Below are 16,484 nucleotides of genomic sequence, written 5' to 3' on the forward strand. Positions count from 1 at the left end.
TCATTGACCGCTATAACGGGCGGCCTCTACGGTGCGCTGGACAGCAGAGACGGGTCGGGACGGGCAGGTACCAATGAGCGGTGTCCAGGGCGGCGCCTCGGCGGACGGCGAGAGCGGGCGGCCACTCCGGATCGAGACGCACGGCATCGACGTGATCGGAGACGCCGACCGCAAGGGACGGCCCCGGCAACTCTTCTTCCCCTGGTTCGGCGCGAACGTGTCGATCCTCGGGCTGAGCTACGGGTCGTTCGCGCTCGGCTTCGGCATCTCGTTCTGGCAGGCCCTGCTGGCCGGGCTGGTCGGCATCGTCTTCTCGTTCCTGCTGTGCGGCCTCATCGCGGTCGCCGGCAAGCGCGGGTCGGTGCCGACGATGGTGCTGAGCCGGGCGGCGTTCGGCGTCCGGGGCAACCGGCTGCCGTCGGCGATCTCCTGGCTGCTCACCGTGGGCTGGGAGACCGTCCTGACCGCCCTGGCGACGATGGCGACCGCGACCGTCTTCGGCCGTCTCGGCTGGGGCGGCGGCACCGCCACCAAGGTCGTCGCGCTCATCGTGGTCGCGGTGCTGATCGTCGGTGGCGGCGTCATCGGCTTCGACCTGATCATGCGCATGCAGGCGGTCATCACCGTCCTCACCGGTGCGCTGACGGTCGTCTACATCCTCCTGGTCGCGCACCGGATCGAGTGGCACACCGTCAGCGCCATCCACGCCGGCTCCACCCAGGAGGTCATCGGCGCCCTGGTCTTCATGATGACCGGTTTCGGCCTCGGCTGGGTGAACGCCGCCGCAGACTACTCCCGCTACCTGCCCAGGAGCACCTCCGGCCGTGGCGTCGTCGGCTGGACGACCTTCGGGGCGTCCCTGGCGCCGGCCGTGCTGCTCGTCTTCGGCCTGCTCCTCGCCGGATCGTCGGCCGACCTCGGCAAGGCGATCGCCAACGACCCGATCGGCGCGCTCACGACGATCCTGCCCACCTGGTTCCTCATCCCGTTCGCCGCGGTGGCGGTGCTCGGCCTCGTCGGCGGCGCCGTACTCGACATCTACTCCTCCGGGCTGGCGCTGCTGGCGGCCGGCCTGCGGGTTCCGCGGTACGCCGCCGCCCTGGTCGACGGCGTGCTCATGATGCTGGGGACCGTCTACGTCGTCTTCGTCTCCGGCGACTTCCTCGGCCAGTTCACCGGTTTCCTCACCACCCTCGGCGTCCCCGTCGCCGCCTGGTGCGGGATCATGCTGGCCGACATCGCGCGCCGCCGCCGGGACTACGACGAGACCGACCTCTACCGGCCGGCGGGCCGGTACGGCGACGTTCCGCCGCTGCCCCCGGTGATCCTGCTCGCCGCCACCGCCGTCGGCTGGGGGCTGGTGACCAACACGGCCGCGAGCTGGCTCAAGTGGCAGGGGTACCTGCTCGAGCCGCTCGGCCTCGGCGGCAGGTCCGGCTCCTGGGCCTTCGCCAACCTGGGCGTGCTGGCCGCGCTCGTCATCGGTTTCGCCGCGATGTGGGCGCTGAACCGCTCGACCGTACGCGCCCAGGAGACCCGCCCGTCCGCCGCCCCGGAGGCGACCCAGGACGCCGCCTCGGCCTGACCGCCGCGCCGCCACGATATTCGGTGGCGGAACGCTCCGGGGCGTCGCGACACTGGGGCCTCGGGAACAGAGGAGCGGTGAGCGACGACGGGGCGGCGACCGCCGAACCCCTCATCGGCACTGAGGAGGCCCGCCGACTGCGCCGGCTCCTGGGCGGCCGCTGATGCGTCGTAGTGGCCGCCCGCGTGGACACGGGCTCTTCGCACGCGCGTTCTGCCGGTGAGATAATGCCTGCTCAGGTGCGCGACCGGTCGTTCGACTGCTCGGCGCGGCAGGACGCGGGACGCGGCGGATGCGAGGCGGGCGAAGGTAGTGGCAGGCGTGGGCGCCGACTCGACAGGACTGGTCGGGCGAGACCGTGAGCTCGCCGAGCTCGCGGCGTTCCTGGACGAGGCCGGGACGGACGGAGCCGCCATCCTGCTCACCGGTGATCCGGGGGTGGGCAAGACGGCGCTCCTGGACGCGACCGCCGAGCTGGCGGTCGCGAAGGGGATGCGCGTCATCCGCGGGAGCGGGGTCGAGTACGAAACGGACATCAGCTTCGCGAGCCTTCACCAGCTCGTCGTCTCGCTGTCGCGCGAGCTCGGCAGTCTGCCGCGTTCCATGAGAGAGGCCCTCGAGGTCGCACTCGGTCTGGGCGCTGGCCCCGCGCCGACGCCGATCGCCGTCCTGAATGCGGCGCTGGTGCTGTTCGGCGAGGTCGCGAAGGAACAGCCGCTGCTCCTCGTGGTCGACGACCTCCATGTCGTCGACCACGCGAGCCGATCCGCGGTGGCGTTCGTCGCAAGAAGACTGGGCGGTCACCGCATCGGGCTGCTCGGAGCCCGGCGAGCGGAGTCCAGCGGGTCGTTCCAGCCCACCGGTCTGGCGGAGCTCGAGATCGCGCCGCTCAACGCCGCGGACGCACTGCGACTGCTGTCCCGGCGCTTCGCTCACCTGCCTCGTCGAGTCCTCCTGACGGTGGCGGGAGAGGCGCAGGGAAACCCCCTGGCTCTGCTCGAGTTCGCCGGGTCCACCAGCGTGTCCGGCGATCCGCACGGCGGAGGGGCGGGGTGGGCGAGCGGGCCGGCGCGAGATGTCCGTGCCCTGTACGCCGCCCGCGTCGAACGACTCCCCCGGGAGACGCGCGACCTGCTGCTGCTCGCGGCCCTTGAGGGCTCCGGCGACATCGGCGTTCTCGAGGCGGCCGGCGGGGCGGGTCTACTCGACGGACTCGCTCCCGCGGAGCGTGACCACCTGGTCAAGGTCGCGGCGAACGGCCGCGCCGTGCGCTTCCGGCATCCGCTGGTCCGGTCCGCGGTGGTCGACGGCTCCACCGGCGAGCAGCGGCGCGGTGCCCACCGCCGGCTGGCCGACGCCCTGGTCGACCAGCCCGAACGTCGCGGTGATCACCTCGCGAGAGCGACGACGGCACCCGACGAGACGGTCGCCGCCGTCATCGAGTCGGCGGCCCGGAGCAGCCTGCGGCGCGGTGACGCGGCAGGCGCGATCGCGCGACTGCGGCGTGCGGCCGAGCTGAGTCCCGACCAGGCGGACCGGAGGCGCCGCCTGTCGCAGGCCGCCTACGCCGCCGCCTGGCTCGCCGGCCACTTGGAGATCTCGCACGAGATCATGCGCGAGGTACGGGGCGGCCCGGCGGCCCGGTCACTCGCGGCGGCGGCGGCCGCCGGCTTCCTCGTGCTCGTCACGGAGGGTGACGCGGACACGGCTCACGCGCTCCTGCTGAAGGCGATCGAGCAGGCTCCGATCCCGCCCGGCCTGCCACGTGGCGAGCTGGAGACCGCGCTCTTCACCCTCACGCTCGCCAGCGAGTACTCGGGCCGGCCGGAGCACTGGGAGCCTCTGGCCGGCATGCTCGCACGGTTTCCCGACGCGCCGCCCGCCGCCGCCGTGTCGCTGGGGCGGGTCCACCACGACCCCGGCGCCGTCACCGACGACCTGCTGCGCCGCCTGGACGACGAGATCGCACAGCTGAAGGGCCAGGCCGACGCCGACGTGGTCATCCGCACCGCCCTGGCCGCCTCGTACCTCGACCGCCTCCCGGCCTGTCGCGAGGCCGTGTCCCGCGTCATCCGCGACGGCGGCACGGTCGGAGCGAGCATGCCGGGTCTGATCTTCATCGCCCTGGACGACCTGTACGCCGGCCGGTGGCAGTCGTCGGCGGACGCTGCGGCCGAGCTCATCGCGCTGTGCGAGGAGACGGGCTACCACCTGTTCGGTCAGGTGGGGCACTACGCCGCTGCGATGGTCGCGGCCCAGCGCGGCGACCTCGACGCGTGCCGTGACCACTGCGAGGCGATCTGGGGCTGGTCGGGGCCCAGGGGCCTGCGGCGGATGGAGAACTGCGCCCACTACGCGGCGGCCCGGGCGGCCCTCGGCGCCGCCGACTTCGAGACGGCCTACCGGCACGCCACGGCGATCTGCACCCCCGGCGTGCTGCCCCACTTCAACCCCGAGGCCACGTGGTCCGCACCGGACCTCGTCGAGGCGGCGGTGCGCTCCGGGCGCCTCGATGAGGCGCGACGGCACGCGGACGCGATGCGCGACGCCGGCGTCGCCCGCCTCTCGTCGCGGTTCGCGTTGAGCTCGGCCACGATCACGGCGATGACCTCGGCTCCCGAGGACATGGCCCGGTGCTTCGAGGAGGCGCTCGCGGTGCCGGGCATCGAGCAGTGGCCCTTCGAGGTCGGCCGTGCCCATCTGGCGTACGGCGAGACGTTGCGCCGTCAAGGACTGAACCGCGACGCTCGCGTACAGCTGGCCGCCGCCCGCGGCTGCTTCGAGCAGCTCGGGGCCCGCTCGTGGGAGGCCCGGGCAGCGGCGGAGCTCCGCGCCACCGGAATGACGCGGACCGCCCCGAGCAAGGCCGGCGCGACCCTCACCCCTCAGGAGCTGGAGGTCGCCAGGCTCGCGGCGACAGGGCTGTCGAACCCGCAGATCGCGTCGAGGTTGTTCCTCTCGCCGCGAACCGTCTCGTCGCACCTGTATCGCGTGTTCCCGAAGCTGGGGATCACGTCACGCGCCGCGCTCCGCGACGCCCTCGAGGCGCTGCCCCCCGAGCCGCCGGCCGCCCGGCCGTGAGGTCCGCCCTCCGGGCCGCAGTACCGCCCCGGCCCTGACGTCGGCATGCCGGCCCTCAGATGTCAGTCAGCTGACGGAGGCTGTCGGCATGGCCGCTGAGCCACCCTCGTAGGTACATCGACCCGCCCGGCACCCGGGCGAGACCGCGAGGAGCACACCATGCCGTCCGTCACCACCGACGACGGAGCCGAGATCTTCTACAAGGACTGGGGCTCGGGTCGGCCGATCATGTTCCACCACGGCTGGCCGCTGAGCTCGGACGACTGGGACGCCCAGTTGCTGTTCTTCGTCCAGCGGGGCTACCGCGTCATCGCCCACGACCGCCGCGGGCACGGGCGCTCCGCCCAGGTCGGCCACGGGCACGACATGGACCGCTACGCGGCGGACGCCGCCGTCGTCGTGACGCACCTCGGCCTGCGCGACGTCGTCCACGTCGGCCACTCCACCGGCGGCGGAGAGGTCGCCCGGTACGTCGCGCGGCACGGTGCCGGCCGAGTCGCCAAGGCCGTCCTCATCGGAGCGGTTCCGCCGCTCATGGTCCAGACGGCGTCGAACCCGGGAGGGCTGCCGATCGAGGTCTTCGACGGCTTTCGCGAGGGCGTGGCCACCGACCGTTCCCAGTTCTACCTCGACATCGCCTCCGGGCCGTTCTACGGGTTCAACCGCCCGGGCGCGGACGCGTCCCAGGGCGTCATCTGGAACTGGTGGCGCCAGGGAATGGCCGGCGGCGCGAACGCGCACCACGAGGGCATCAAGGCGTTCTCGGAGACCGACTTCACCGAGGACCTCCGGGCGATCGACGTGCCCACGCTGATCATGCACGGCGATGACGATCAGATCGTCCCGATCGCCGACTCCGCCGAGCTGGCGGTCACGTTGGTCGAGGACGCGACCCTGAAGGTCTACCCGGGCCTGTCGCACGGCATGTGCACCGTCAACGCCGAAATCATCAACGCCGACCTCCTCACCTTCATCAAGAGCTGACACGGCAATCAGCGCCGACACCACTCGGAAAGGGATCAACATGACCGCGACCCCCAACGGCTACGTGACCGTCATCTGGGACGCCACGGCGAAGGCGGGCAGGGAGGCCGACCTCAAGGCGTTCATCACGGCGGCCGTCACCCCCTCGCGCAACGACCCGGGCAACATCGACTACGAGGCCCACGAGGTCGAGGGCCGGCCCGGCTCGTTCGTCATCTACGAACGCTGGGAGACCCGCGCCCATCTCGAGGCCCACCTCGCCGCGCCCCGCATGCAGGAACTCGTCCCGCAGATGCTCGAACTGATCGAGGGCTCCATCGAGGACGGCATCCGCCTGCTGCGCCCGTTCCGCCCCGCCAACTAGAACGACACCCCCTCACACCCGCCCCGACGGCACATCAGGAGAGAGAAACATGACGACCACATTGATCACGGGTGGCAATCGGGGTCTCGGCCACGAGGTGGCACGCCGGCTCATCGAGGCAGGCCAGACGGTCTGGATCGGAGCCCGGGACGCGGAGAACGGCCGCAAGGCCGCCGACCGGCTCGGCGCCGAGTTCGTCCAGCTGGACGTGACCGACGACGCGTCGGTCGACGCGGCGGTCGAGACGCTGCGCGCGCAGGCCGGCCACCTGGACATCCTCATCAACAACGCCGGGATCCTGGGTGAGGTCACCGCACCCGAGGACATGACGGCCGACCAGATCCGCCACGTCTACGAGACCAACGTCTTCGGCCTCGTACGCGTCACGCACGCCTTCCTGCCGCTCCTGCGAGCGGCGACCGCTCCGTCCGTCATCAACGTCACCAGCGGACTCGGGTCGTTCACGCTGACCCACGACCCGGAGCGCGTCGAGTCGCAGTATCCGCTCGCCGCGTACGGCTCATCCAAGAGCGCGGTCACCATGCTGACCATGCAGTACGCCAAGACGATCCCCGACGTCCGCTTCAACGCGGTCGACCCCGGCCAGACCGCGACCGAGTTCACCGGCCACATCGGGCACAGCGTCGAGGAAGGCGCCGAGGCCGCGGTGCGCATCGCCACCCTCGGGCCTGATACGCCCACCGGCACGGTGACCGACCGCGCCGGTGTGCTCCCGTGGTGATGCCGCAGGTCCGACGCGGTGCCGGCGCCGAGGGTCGGCGGACGGCGACGCCGGAGTTGTTCTACGACCTCGTCTTCGTCTTCGCCATCACCCAGGTCTCCCACGTGCTGCTGGGGAATCTGACCTGGGCGGGCGCAGGCGAGGCGATGATGGTCCTGCTCGCGGTCTGGTGGTCGTGGAACTACACCACCTGGGCCACCAACGAGCTCGACCCGGACTCCACCACCGTACGCGTGCTCCTGATCGCGTTGATGCTCGCGAGCCTGCTCATGGCCATCGCCATCCCCGGTGCGTTCGGTGACGAGGGACTGCTGTTCGCCGGCGCCTACGTCACGATCCAGGTCGGCCGTCACGTGTTCCTGACCTTCGTGGCGGCCGCGTCGGGCACGATCGAGCGTGAGCGGGCCGGCCGGATTCTCATCTGGTTCATCGCCGCGGGCGTGTTCTGGATCGCCGGCGGCATCGCGGACGGCGAGGCGCGGGTGGCGCTGTGGTTCGTCGCGCTCGCACTCGACTACGGCGCGCCGCTGGTCCTCTTCCAGATCCCCGGCCGGCCCCGGCCGGCCGGGGAGACCTGGCAGGTCGCCGTCGGCCACTTCGCCGAGCGATTCGGCCTGTTCGTCATCATCGCCCTGGGGGAGACGATCGTCCTGACGGGTGCGACCACCGCCGGCCTCGACCTCGACGCGACCACCGTGACGGCCTTCGGCGGCGCGTTCCTAGGAACGGCGGCGTTATGGTGGTCGTACTTCACCTCGATCCGCGAGCTCGCCGAACACGCGCTCACCGAAGCGGCGAGCCGCACCCAGGTGGCCCGTGATGTCTACACCTACGGGCACGTCCTGATCATCGCCGGCATCATCCTGACGGCGGTCGGTGACGAGCTGGTCATCGCCCACTCGACCGAGGAACTGGCGTCCGCGCAGATGACCGCGGTTGTCAGTGGCCCCGCCACCTACCTCCTCGCCCAGGCCACCCTCCGGCTACGGGTGACAGGCGCCGTCAGCCACCGCCTCGTCGCCGGAGCGCTCGCGTGCGTGGCCATCGGGTTCTTCGGAACCCCGCTGCCGGCATTGGCGGTCGGCGGGCTCCTCGTCGTCGTCCTGCTCGCCGTCATCATGGCCAAGGAGACGGACCGGTCCGGCCGCCTCCCGGCGGAGGAGCGTGCGGGCGTGCGCGATCGCCGCCGGTGTGTCCGGGAAGATCAGGCCGTCGCGGCGGAGGTGGTCCGCGACGCCGAGGGCGGCGAGAGTCTGGTCGTGCCCCGGCTTGATCCCCGAGATGAGCACGGTGACGCCGCGCTGCTGCCGTCCGCGCTGGCCGTGGCAACCTTGTCGGCGTGCACGCCGGTCACCCCGAGCGCGGCGGGCACCTGCTGAAGCGCGATCACCACCGCGATCCCGGCGGTGAAGCCCTCGATGACCGGCGTGGGCAGCAACCCGGCGAACCGGCCCGCCCGCAGCGCCGCGAGGATCATCAGCACGAATCCGGCCATCAGCCCGACCATGGGCACGCCGCTGGTGCCGTACCGGCCGACGATCGGCACCAGCACGACCGTCATCGCCCCGGTCGGACCGGAGACCTGCAGGTTACTGCCGCCGAACACGGCGGCCGTGGTGCCGGCGACGATCGCGGTGACCAGCCCGGCCTGGGCGCCCAGCCCGGAGCTGACGCCGAACGCCAGGGCGAGCGGCAGCGCGACCACCGCCACGATCAGCCCGGCCAGCAGGTCACGGCCGGGCGGGCGCCCAGTCGAGCTGGCCGGGAAGCAGGCCGCCCAGACGGCGCAGGGTCAGGGGCATGCTCACGACGTCGTCCCCGCGGCCGGTTCGCCCTTCAGCTCGGCGAGCAGCTCACCCTGGCCGGCGAGCAGGTCGGTGAGGATGCGCCGAGCCGCGCGCATCAGGTCCGACACGTCACCACCGGCCAGCTCGTACACGACGGTCGAGCCCTCCCGGCGGGCGGTCACGATCCCGGCCCGGCGCAGCACCGCGAGCTGCTGGGACAGGTTGGACGCCTCCACCTCGATCGCGGCCAGCAGGTCCCGGACCGGTGTGGGCCCTTCGCACAACAGCTCCAGGACCCGGATGCGCACCGGGTGACCCAGCGTCTTGAAGAGTTCGGCCTTGGCCTGGTAGAGCGGGACCGGCATCACTCGGTCTCCGCGTCGTCCGCGCCGGCCCGCCCGGCCTCGGCCCGCTCGTTCTCCTCGGCGACGGACGCGTCGGCGCCCAGCTCCCGCCGCAAGCGATCGAGGTCGGTGCCCGCGCCGCCGTACTTCAGCCTGCGCGCGACCTTCGCCTGCTTCGCCTTCGCTCTCCCACGACCCACCCGCTCGACCTCCTCCACCGGGACCGCGTACGGCCCGCACGCCTTCACCAAGTGAGCATGTTAGCAATTGAATAATTCTTCATTTCCTCAGCGTGGTGGAGAACGCGATCCCGCCCAGCGCCATGACCTTGTTCGGCCCGCGTTCAGCCGGGCGAGGCGGGCGCACCCCGGAGCTGGCGGTGACATGGCCGTAGTCGCGCTTCATCTCGGCGATGCCGTTCACATTGACCATCAGTCAGTTCGCAAAGAGAGTACTGATATCAGGGGTTATCAGTATTTGTAAAGTGCTGCCGACTTATTCCGGTCTATGGTCAGAACCGCTGTGACTGACGTGGCTTCGCGAGGGTCGGTCCGTCACAGCGATCACACCCTTCCCGCCGGCCCACCCCGGCCGGTGGCACTTCCCGGGAGGTCTCAACGTTGCATGCACTTCATTTCGTCATTACTGCACTCCTGTCCGGTCTCGTCTCCGGCGTATTGGGCTACGTGCTCGCTCGGAGCCGGAACGGCGCTGAGTACGGCCGGCTGAAGGGGGATCTGAAGGTCGCCGAGGAGATCGCTCACCAGACGCGCGGGCAGGCCGACGACCTGCGCGAAGAGCGCGACCAGCTGAAAGAGCGCGCCGACCGCCTGGAGAAGGGGCAGGTGCAGCAGCTGACAGAACTGCGCGGCCAGGCCGAACAGGTGACCAGGCTCGATGCGGAACTGGCCACCGTCCGGGAGAAGATGAGCGCCGCGACCGCCGAGGTCGATCGGCTTCACGCCACGGTCGCCGCCGAGCGGAAGGACAAGGAGACCCTCGGCCGCGACCTGCAGATCTCCGAGCGGCGGGTCGCGGAGCTGAGCGCTCTCGGCGAGCAGCATCGGCAGGACCTGGCGGAGTGCAAGGAGCAGGTGGCCGCGCTTCAGGCGCAGGAGCAGACCCTGCGTGAACAGATCGTCGCCGTCGAGGCGGCTCGCAAGGAGCTGGACCAGTCCCGCGAGGAGAACAACCGGCTGCAGGTCGAGCAGTTCCAGGCCCTGGCGGAGCAGATGCTCGTCGCTTCCCAGGAGAAGCTGCTCACCACGGCGGACGGGAAGCTCAGCGCGACCACCACGGCGGTGGGAGAGCGCCTCGATCGGCTCGACGAGCGGCTGCGGCAGTTCGATGTCCAGCGTGCCACGGCGGATACTCAGCTCAAGGAGCAGATCACCCACCTCGTCAAGGACATCGCGGAGGGCCGCGAGCAGACCCGGTCGCTGGTCGAGGCGCTGCGCCGGCCGCAGGTGCGCGGAGCCTGGGGCGAGATGCACCTGCGGCGGTCGGTCGAGCTCGCCGGAATGCAGGAGCATTGCGACTTCGACACCCAGGTGACCGTCGACGGCGACGACGGACAGCTCCGCCCGGACATGGTGGTGCATCTGACCGACGGCAAGCATGTGGTGGTCGACGCCAAGGTGTCTCTGGCCGCGTTCCTGGCCGCCACCGAGGCGACCGACGATGCGGAGCGCGAGCGCTGCTGGATGGAGCACGCCAAGCAGCTCCGCAAGCACGTCGATCTGCTCGCCGGCAAGGAGTACTTCCGGAGGATCGCCGGAAGCCCGGACTTCGTCGTGATGTACCTGCCGGGAGAGTCGTTGCTCCAGCCGGCGCTGGAGCGTGATCCGCAGCTCCTTGAGTACGCCGTGGGCAAGCGGGTTCTCATCGCGGGACCGACCAACCTGATCATGATGTTGCGCACGGTCGCGTTCGCCTGGACGCAGGCCGCGCTGCAGGACAACCTGCGGCAGGTGTACGAGCTGGGTCGGGAGCTGTACGAGCGCCTCGCGACAATGGGCGGTCACCTCAGCGCCCTGGGCGGCAGTCTCGACCGATCGGTCAGTGCGTACAACAAGGCGATCGGTTCGCTGGAGAGCCGGGTGCTGGTGACGGCGCGCAGGTTCCAGGCCCTCAAGGTGGTCGAGGGGGAGCTGAAGTCGCCGAAGTCGGTTGAACAGTCCGTACGCCCGATGGGCGGCGCCGAGCTGCTCGCCTCGGCTGAGGCGGAGCGCACCGTCCGCGCCCTGCCCGCGGCGGAAGCCGAGGCGGACACGGAGATCGCCTGACAAGCCCATGCTCCAAACGGCTGGTCCGGCTTTGCGCGGTGATCTAGAGTTCCGGGTCGTGCGACGGCAAAGGGAGACCTTGGCATGACGGCTTCCCATGACGCCGCGCCCCTGATGTCGATGACGGAGATCGCGGAGCTCGCGGGGGTGCAGCGACCCGTCGTCAGCAACTGGCGACGCCGGCATAAGTCCTTCCCCGAACCCGTGGAGGACCAGGCCCGTCCGTTGTTCGACTCCCGGCAGATTCTGGACTGGCTTGTGGACACCCGGCGTGTAGAGCGCAGCAAGGTCGAAGGTGACCTGCGGCTCTACACGCTCGGTCGGCTCTCCGACCAGATGCCACCCCGTACGCTCGTCGCCTCGCTCACCGCACTGATCTGCCTACGCCACCTCACGGGCGACGATCCTCTCGACGACGGGACGCCCGGCCTGACTCTGCGTCTCCGTGAACGCGCGCGCGACGTCGACCCCGAGGACCGGCTCCTGCTCTCAGAGGTCATGGATCTCCAAGTCCGGCGGCTGCCGGGAATCGTGGACGAGCTGGTCGAGGCGGCCTGGGGCACGTGGGGCGCCTTCGAGCGGGTGATGGAGGTCCGTGACCGGCTGAGCGCGTCCGAACTGTCCGTGGACCGCCTTGACCCGGCGCTCGTCCGGCTGGTCTGCAGACTCACCGACGCCATCCAGCAGGCCGACCGCGACGGGACCGCCAGGATCATCGACTTCAACGCCGGCCCCGGAGACCTCCTCCTCGCCGTGGCCGACGCCCTCCGGGACGACCAGGAGGCACAGGTCACCGCGTGCTGCCCGGACCCGTACGTCGCCAGGCTGATTCGGCGGCGGCTGACCGTTCGTGACCTGCAGGAGGACGGCTTCGACGTCCGCTCCGATCCGGCCGGCGCCCTGGAGGGCGCGAACGTCATCATCGGTCAGTACCCCTACCGCCCCGGCGAGGACCGCTCGCCCGGGGAGATGATCGAGACTCTCAACGACATCTCGTTGCGGCTCGTTCCCGGCGCGACCGCGGTGATCCTCGCGCCGGTGGACACCATCGGCGGGCTGGATCCGGCCGATGAGGCCGGAATGATCCGTAGCGAGCTGCTGGCCTCCGGCGCGGTCAAGGCGGTCATCCGGCTGCCCGGCGGGCTGGTTCCCTACCGTCCCGGCTACGAGGTCGCGTTGTGGGTGCTCGGCATCGACTACGACTCACCTCTCCGGGGCCGAGTCCTGCTCGCTGACGTCTCCGACCGCGAGCTCACCGCGGACGTCATCGAGGGACTGGCGATGGACGTGCTCACCTGGCGGCAGGAGGGATTCGACCCCGATGCGCACAGCCGCACCTACGCCGTCTCGACGTTAATCCGCGATGTCGTACGGTCACCGCTCCCGCTTACTCCCCGATACCTGCCGGCCGAGCACGAGTTCGCCACGGAGATCCCCGAACGGGTCGCCAGGGCACTTGAGCTGGAGCGCGTGCTGCGGGAGACACGGCCGGACCGGCCGGCGCTGCACAGCGACCTCGCCACCCGCCGCAACCCGACTCCACCCCGTACGGCGACCATCGGCCAACTCGTCCAGGGCGCTCGGAACCGCACCAACCGGCTTTCTCTCCGCAAGGGCACCAGGGTCTCCTCAGCGCTCATCGGGCCTGACGACGGCCCTGCCTCCCGGGCGTCGTCCTACACGGTCATCGGCTCGCCGGAGGTCCTGGGCCGGTCCACGGTCGGCAGTAGGCGCGTCGACCGGATCGCGTTCGAGTCGGCCTATCCCAACGCCCAGCGGAGCCTGCCGGGTGATGTGATCATCACCGACGCGCCCGAGCCCGCCGTACTGGTCGACCACGATGGCTACGCGGTCATCGAGTTTCCCGCACGCATCCTGCGGCTGACCGAACGCGGCAAGGAGCAGTTCACCCCACGGGTCCTGGCCGCACTCCTCGCGCGCTCCGGCCGGGTCGACGGGGCGGTCCGCCCGGTCCAGCGCCTCGAAGAGGTACGGCTGCCGCTGCTCGGCGCGGACGAACTCGCAAGATTCGATCGGCTGCTGCGCGAACTCGACGAACGCCACCGCCTGGCCCGGAAGGAGATCGACGCGCTCGACGAACTGCGCCGCATCGCCACGAGCGGCCTGTCCGACGGCACCTTGACGCTCGCCGATCCCGGGCGCCGTTCTTAGGAGTCGCGGTCTCGTGCCCGGTTCGTGGGTTTCGCCACCGCAGAGCGTGTTACGGCACCACGAGTGTCGGGCAACGTCGCCGCCCACGTCAGTGCCACCAGTAGATGTTCGGGAAGCAGCCCGACGTACGAGTCCGGCTGTATGAGCAGCGTCGGGGCTACGGCCGTGGTGCGCTGGGCGGCCCACTCGTGATCCAGGGAGGTGAAGTCGTCGTCGATCCAGACGGCTGGAGCACCGCCCAGCCAGGCGTCAACGTGATCACGCTTCCAGAGGTAGCCGTTGGGGTGGCTCGTGGTGATGATCGGACGGGGCAGCCCAAGGTAAGGGAAGGGCGGAAGGCCGAGGAGACGTCCGATCAGTTCGGGCGCGTCCTGGCGCCAGCTGGTACACCACACAGGTCTCAGCAGCCGGGTTGTGATGACGTCGTTGATCATTCGACCGTGGAGTGGATTGAGCCAGACTGCTACGGGGTCCTCGGAGCTCCGTCCGGTGGGGACGACCTGGTGATGTACGTGGTCGGCTGGAGTGCTGCCGTCATCGGCGGGGAACGGTATCAGGACGCCGTCGATGTCCAGTAGCAGGTGGGGTGGGTTCACGGGCGTCTCCCGTCAGAGCCTGTGCGGTGATGAGGAGGGTGGTCGGCCACGGACCGCCTCCGGGCGGGAAGATCTCGCGTACGCCGGTGGGTACGAGCCCGGCCGCGTTCAGAGACCGGAGCCAGCGTTCTACGGTCAGCTCCCAGCGCAGGACAGAGGCGCGGAGGCCATCGGGCAGGGTGATGTGTTGGAGTACCGCCCTGTTGGCCGGGCGTCGGCCATGGCGTCGCGGGTGTGGTACGGAGAACGCGACCAGGCCGCCTCCCTTGAGGACTGCGGTGGTCTCCCGTAAGAGCGGTGTGGGCGGGGCCAAGCCGATGGCACCGAACACCGAATAGACGACATCGAACGTCGCGGGGCAGGTCCGGAGATATGCCAGGGCATCTTGGGCGATGAACGCCATGTTGGCGATGTGACCGTAGTACGTGCGGGCGCGACGAATCTGCAGACCGGCCTGGTCGACGCCGATCGCGAACGCGCAGCGGTGAGCGGCGAGGTGAGCGAGGTTATGCCCGGCACCGCAGCCAAGCTCCAGGACGTCCTTGTCGCGAACATCGCCGAGGATCTCCGCGCCTGGTCCGGAGCCTGGACGCTGAGTCCAGCGCATCGTGTCCGGGGCGGGTACGGGACCGGGCAAGCCGACGGCGATGCGCTGACGAGCGTGGGCCTGCCAAGGAGACAGCGTGTGCCGCATCTACGGCTCCAGCAGCCGCGTCGCGTCGTTCAGGTGCCTTTGTACGGTCTTCACGTACGCGGGATCGGTCGCGGGATCGTTGACCCAGCGGACGGACTGTTCCATGAACCACTCGACCACCCAGACCCGGTGCCAGCCGAGCCCCCATGCTTCGGCGGGCAGTCCGGCCCGTTGCGCCAGGGCGTCGTGGTGGCCGCCCGCGTGGACATAGGCCTCGATGAGCCGCCGCAGGCGGGCCGGGTCCGGAGGATCCACCGTGCCGTACCAACTGGCCAGGTCGAGTAGTCCCGGGCCGGTGAACGCACGGGCGAAATCGAGCAGGTGACGGCCTCGCCGGCCGACATGGATGCTCGTGGGGTGGAATTCCGAATGCACCCAACCGTACGGCTCGATATCGGCACCCCTCGCGCGATGCTCGGCGGCTCCGGCGATCCGGACCAGTGCGTCCTCGATGACGTTCGTGTCCTGCCATCGTCCGGCGTCTCGTAGCCGGCTGAGGTGTTCCAGGGCACGGTCGGGCAGACGTCGCAGTGCCTCCTCATCGAGTGCGGGGAGTTCGACGGCGGCTCTAGCCTGGTGCACGATGACGGCCGCGGTGACGCCATCGTGGTCGTCGGCTTCGCGAAGCGGGGTGCCGAGGTCTTCCAGCAGCATGCCGAGGTGACCGTCCTTCACGGTGGAGGCGATCACTTGCGGCACTGGGATGCCATACCGGGCAGCGAGCAGGAGCACCTGGCCTTCCCGGGTGAATGGCTCGGTGGCGTACTTGAAGACGAGCGAGGTGCCGTCGGGGAACCGGAGACGCTCCACGCCGGACATGGACCAGACTCGTATCGGCTCTCTTGGCGGGACGGGAAGCCCGGCGGCCCGACATAGTCCGGCGAGCAGGTCGTCGCTGCGAGCGGTGTCCACGGTGCGGTGCTCCGTTCAATGGATGGGCGCGGCGGCCGGCCCAGGCCGGGGGAGCTCCTACCGGCCGCCGATCGTGCGGGTTCGTCAGGCTCTGGTCGCGCGACGGGCGTAGACCTGGGCGATCCACTCGGCCTTCATTCCGGACAGCTCTCGCCGGAAGGTCGACATGGACGCGCCGTACGGCGCCACGACGCCGCCGGATTGGTCCGGAACCGACTGGCAGCCGTGTACCAGCCGGCCACCGAGGGCGGCGTGCGCCTTGATGGACTCGATGCGCCGGTGCTCGTTGAACCAGCCGCCGTGGTAGACCTCGTCGAGCATGCCGCCCGTGACGTCGTCCAGGTCGAAGACGACCGAGGTTGCGGCAGGGAAGAACCAGCATGGGCCCACGTTGGAGATGTGCCCGTCGACTTCGACTTTGTTGAGCGCCATCAGGGTGGCGGCCTCGCGGAGCATCCGCAGGTGTTCGGCGGTGAAGCCCGGGAGGCCGAGTCCCTTCAGGTGCTCGTCGCGGAAGAGGTAGGCGTAGACCTCGTGTGCGGTCCTCAGCACCCGGGCCGCGTCTCCGGTCGGGCTGCCGTGGGATTTGACGAAGTCGAGGACGACCTGTTCGATCGCGCTCTCGGTCGTCTCCTCCACGGGCAGGAGCCGGGTCTTGACCAGCTCCCAGTCGGTGAGGAGCCAGGTGTGCGATTCGAAACGGAAGAAGTACCGGGCCGGGTCGATGCTGATGCGGTGCCCGTCGACCTCGATGCCGGGCAGGCGGTTCCAGCGAGGGTCGAATGCCGTGGGGAGGGCGGCGGTGATGGTGCCGGTTGTGATCGTCACGTCGTGTCCTTTCCCGGACGACCTGATGGCTTCGCCGGGAGCGTACGACCGAGCCCATCAACAAGGAAGAAAGTTTCGCTCTATTTCTCGAAACTCGCCTTCGCTGCGTC

General features: G+C 70.2%; 15 protein-coding genes and 1 pseudogene. 8 read left to right on the plus strand and 8 right to left on the minus strand.

Going from position 1 to position 16,484, the window contains the following annotated elements:
- Nucleotides 1-73 precede the first annotated feature (73 nt).
- The 6 genes from AB0L00_RS31880 to AB0L00_RS31905 all read left to right on the plus strand — a co-directional run bounded on the left by AB0L00_RS31880 (nt 74) and on the right by AB0L00_RS31905 (nt 8,135).
- Nucleotides 74-1,585 (plus strand): cytosine permease, encoded by a 1,512-nt coding sequence (locus AB0L00_RS31880; RefSeq protein ID WP_364440776.1) that lies wholly within the window; start codon nt 74-76, stop codon nt 1,583-1,585.
- Between the two features lie 321 nt (nt 1,586-1,906).
- Complete coding sequence (locus tag AB0L00_RS31885) at nt 1,907-4,666, plus strand: AAA family ATPase (protein ID WP_364440777.1); 2,760 nt, start codon at nt 1,907-1,909, stop codon at nt 4,664-4,666.
- A 159-nt stretch (nt 4,667-4,825) separates the two neighbouring features.
- Nucleotides 4,826-5,650, plus strand: coding sequence for an alpha/beta hydrolase (locus AB0L00_RS31890; protein ID WP_364440778.1), 825 nt, complete (start codon nt 4,826-4,828; stop codon nt 5,648-5,650).
- A 40-nt stretch (nt 5,651-5,690) separates the two neighbouring features.
- Entirely contained in the window at nt 5,691-6,014 is a 324-nt protein-coding gene (locus AB0L00_RS31895) for a putative quinol monooxygenase (RefSeq protein WP_364440779.1), read from the plus strand.
- Between the two features lie 49 nt (nt 6,015-6,063).
- Nucleotides 6,064-6,756 carry an SDR family NAD(P)-dependent oxidoreductase gene (locus tag AB0L00_RS31900; RefSeq protein ID WP_364440780.1) on the plus strand — a complete coding sequence of 231 codons (693 nt, stop codon included), beginning with the start codon at nt 6,064-6,066 and terminating at the stop codon, nt 6,754-6,756.
- On the plus strand, nt 6,756-8,135 hold the full coding sequence (locus AB0L00_RS31905) for a low temperature requirement protein A (RefSeq protein WP_364440867.1): 1,380 nt from the start codon (nt 6,756-6,758) through the stop codon (nt 8,133-8,135). The genes AB0L00_RS31900 and AB0L00_RS31905 overlap by 1 nt, the downstream gene beginning before the upstream one ends.
- Here the strand turns inward: AB0L00_RS31905 and AB0L00_RS31910 are convergent.
- The 4 genes and pseudogenes from AB0L00_RS31910 to AB0L00_RS31925 form a co-directional block, all read right to left on the minus strand.
- Nucleotides 8,108-8,558: pseudogene (locus tag AB0L00_RS31910) on the minus strand (SulP family inorganic anion transporter); the annotation flags it as partial. The gene AB0L00_RS31905 and the pseudogene AB0L00_RS31910 sit on opposite strands and share 28 nt — an antisense overlap.
- A gap of 2 nt (nt 8,559-8,560) precedes the next feature.
- Nucleotides 8,561-8,908 (minus strand): metalloregulator ArsR/SmtB family transcription factor, encoded by a 348-nt coding sequence (locus tag AB0L00_RS31915; protein ID WP_364440781.1) that lies wholly within the window; start codon nt 8,906-8,908, stop codon nt 8,561-8,563.
- A complete protein-coding gene (locus tag AB0L00_RS31920) occupies nt 8,908-9,087 on the minus strand; it encodes a DUF3073 family protein (protein WP_364440868.1) in 180 nt (59 codons plus the stop codon). The genes AB0L00_RS31915 and AB0L00_RS31920 overlap by 1 nt, the downstream gene beginning before the upstream one ends.
- Nucleotides 9,088-9,166: 79 nt before the next feature.
- A complete protein-coding gene (locus AB0L00_RS31925; RefSeq protein WP_364440782.1) occupies nt 9,167-9,310 on the minus strand; it encodes a hypothetical protein in 144 nt (47 codons plus the stop codon).
- Between the two features lie 197 nt (nt 9,311-9,507).
- On the opposite strand from AB0L00_RS31925, the gene rmuC reads away from it, so the two are divergent.
- On the plus strand, nt 9,508-11,172 hold the full coding sequence (gene rmuC, locus AB0L00_RS31930; protein ID WP_364440783.1) for a DNA recombination protein RmuC: 1,665 nt from the start codon (nt 9,508-9,510) through the stop codon (nt 11,170-11,172).
- A gap of 84 nt (nt 11,173-11,256) precedes the next feature.
- Nucleotides 11,257-13,344 carry a hypothetical protein gene (locus AB0L00_RS31935; protein WP_364440784.1) on the plus strand — a complete coding sequence of 696 codons (2,088 nt, stop codon included), beginning with the start codon at nt 11,257-11,259 and terminating at the stop codon, nt 13,342-13,344.
- On the opposite strand, the gene AB0L00_RS31940 is transcribed toward AB0L00_RS31935, so the two are convergent.
- The 4 genes from AB0L00_RS31940 to AB0L00_RS31955 all read right to left on the minus strand — a co-directional run bounded on the left by AB0L00_RS31940 (nt 13,341) and on the right by AB0L00_RS31955 (nt 16,374).
- A complete protein-coding gene (locus AB0L00_RS31940; protein WP_364440785.1) occupies nt 13,341-13,940 on the minus strand; it encodes an HAD domain-containing protein in 600 nt (199 codons plus the stop codon). The two genes, AB0L00_RS31935 and AB0L00_RS31940, sit on opposite strands and share 4 nt — an antisense overlap.
- A complete protein-coding gene (locus tag AB0L00_RS31945) occupies nt 13,879-14,634 on the minus strand; it encodes a class I SAM-dependent methyltransferase (protein ID WP_364440786.1) in 756 nt (251 codons plus the stop codon). The genes AB0L00_RS31940 and AB0L00_RS31945 overlap by 62 nt, the downstream gene beginning before the upstream one ends.
- Nucleotides 14,635-15,453, minus strand: a complete 819-nt coding sequence (locus AB0L00_RS31950) for a hypothetical protein (RefSeq protein ID WP_364440787.1) — start codon at nt 15,451-15,453, stop codon at nt 14,635-14,637. It lies immediately after the preceding gene.
- A gap of 177 nt (nt 15,454-15,630) precedes the next feature.
- Nucleotides 15,631-16,374 carry a hypothetical protein gene (locus tag AB0L00_RS31955; protein ID WP_364440788.1) on the minus strand — a complete coding sequence of 248 codons (744 nt, stop codon included), beginning with the start codon at nt 16,372-16,374 and terminating at the stop codon, nt 15,631-15,633.
- Between the last annotated feature and the right edge of the window lie 110 nt (nt 16,375-16,484).

The organism is Actinoallomurus sp. NPDC052308, assembly GCF_040679195.1.
Classification (GTDB): domain Bacteria; phylum Actinomycetota; class Actinomycetes; order Streptosporangiales; family Streptosporangiaceae; genus Actinoallomurus; species Actinoallomurus liliacearum.